Consider the following 1570-nt stretch of genomic DNA (forward strand, 5'->3'; position numbering starts at 1 on the left):
GGCCTGGGGGCCGAGGTGGTGGTCATCACCGGGGATGCGTCCGTGCTGAAGCCCCGGCTCCAGGCCGCGGGACATCCGGTCGAGGTGCTCGCGGCTCCGAAGCCATGAGCGGCATGTCCCGCCGCCGCGCCTGCTACGGTGCGCCGCCATGAATCTCGTCGAACGCCTGCAGGACTCCATGCGCTACTCCGCGAGGGAGCGGTACACGTCCGTGCGCGTGCCGCCCTTCACGGCCTACTTCCACCCGTTCGATGCAGAGGTCTACTTCAACTACGCCATCCCCGACGGGCCGGTGACGGGCGACGTGAGCGAGCCCCTGCGGCGGCTGCGCGCCGAGTTCCAGGCCCGCCAGCGCACGCCTCGCTTCGAGTACGTGGACGCGCTGGCCCCCACGCTGGCCGGCCAGCTCCAGGCCGCGGGCTACCGGCAGGAGGCCGAGGCCCGGCTGATGGTCTGCACGCGCGACACCTTCGTGCCCTTCCGCGCGCCCGAGGGGCTCACCTTCTCGGTGCTCTCACCCGATTCGCCCCGCGACGAGATGCGCGCGTTCAGCGTCACCACGCGCCAGGGCTTCTCCCCGGATGAGCCTGTCGAAGTGAGCGACGACGAAGTTTCCAAGATGCTCGTTGACCTCAAGGACGGCCGGGCCCTTCTCGCGCGGATGAATGGGGCGCCGGTGTCGGGAGGGCTGTTCACCCCGCCGCACGAGGGCACGTCCGAGCTGGCCGGCGTGGCGACGCTGAAGGACTGGCGCGGGCGCGGCATCGGCGCGGCCCTGGTCTCCCGCGCGGCCGAGGAGGCCTTCGCGCGCGGTGTGGAGGTGCTGTACCTGAGCACCATCACCGAGGAGGCCGGCCGCCTCTACGAGCGCGTCGGGTTCCGCTTCGTCACGCGGATGCTGTTCTACGTGGACGCCTCGGCCCCCGCGCATCCGTGAGGACGCGACCGCGTCCTTCCGTGACGCGGTGACAGGCCGGCCCGGAGCCTCCTCGCATCGGGAGGCTCCCTCTCATCGTCTGGCACGGGGCTGGCACCGTGCGCCCCGGTCCGGCAATCCACGGGAGCAATGACGATGGCGGGTTCGAGCTTCAAGGTGATGAGCAAGGTGCGCTACAAGCACATCTTGGAGTTGCGGCAGGCGGGCGCGGCGGTGGAGGTCCACTTCGATGGCTCCCACTCACTGGCGACGAAGCCGGCTCACTTCGAGCTGAACATCACCATCCGGGACAGGATGAGCCTGGTCAACCTGGACTCGGCCATCACCCAGATGTTCGGGTTCTTCACGCAGGAGGTGAACCTCACCAACCGCGTGAAGTACGAGGTCGCCCTCTTCGATGAGGACCTCATCGACCGCTCCACCCGGAGCTACGAGATTCGCGCCGCCATCGACACGCTGAACGACGGCGGCGTCGCGGACTTCATCGCCAACGTCCTCTGAGAAGTCGCGGGAGTCCCCGTTTCCGGGGGAGGGCAGGCGGGCAGGCGCGAAAGAACCTGGGCGGCGGGCCCGGAATGGAGCATGAAAGCCACCCGCCCGGTCGTTCTAGAATCCGCCCCCGCAATGTCCTCC

General features: G+C 69.2%; 2 protein-coding genes. Both read left to right on the forward strand.

Annotated elements, in window-relative coordinates; translation table 11 throughout:
• Positions 1 to 148 precede the first annotated feature (148 nt).
• Positions 149 to 937, forward strand: coding sequence for a GNAT family N-acetyltransferase (locus tag HG543_RS53545; RefSeq protein ID WP_169352660.1), 789 nt, complete (start codon positions 149 to 151; stop codon positions 935 to 937).
• 135 nt (positions 938 to 1072) lie between these two features.
• Positions 1073 to 1438: a hypothetical protein gene (locus tag HG543_RS53550; protein WP_169352661.1), complete on the forward strand. Its 366-nt coding sequence runs from the start codon at positions 1073 to 1075 to the stop codon at positions 1436 to 1438.
• The last annotated feature ends 132 nt before the right edge of the window (positions 1439 to 1570 follow it).

Source organism: Pyxidicoccus fallax, from assembly GCF_012933655.1.
GTDB lineage: Bacteria > Myxococcota > Myxococcia > Myxococcales > Myxococcaceae > Myxococcus > Myxococcus fallax.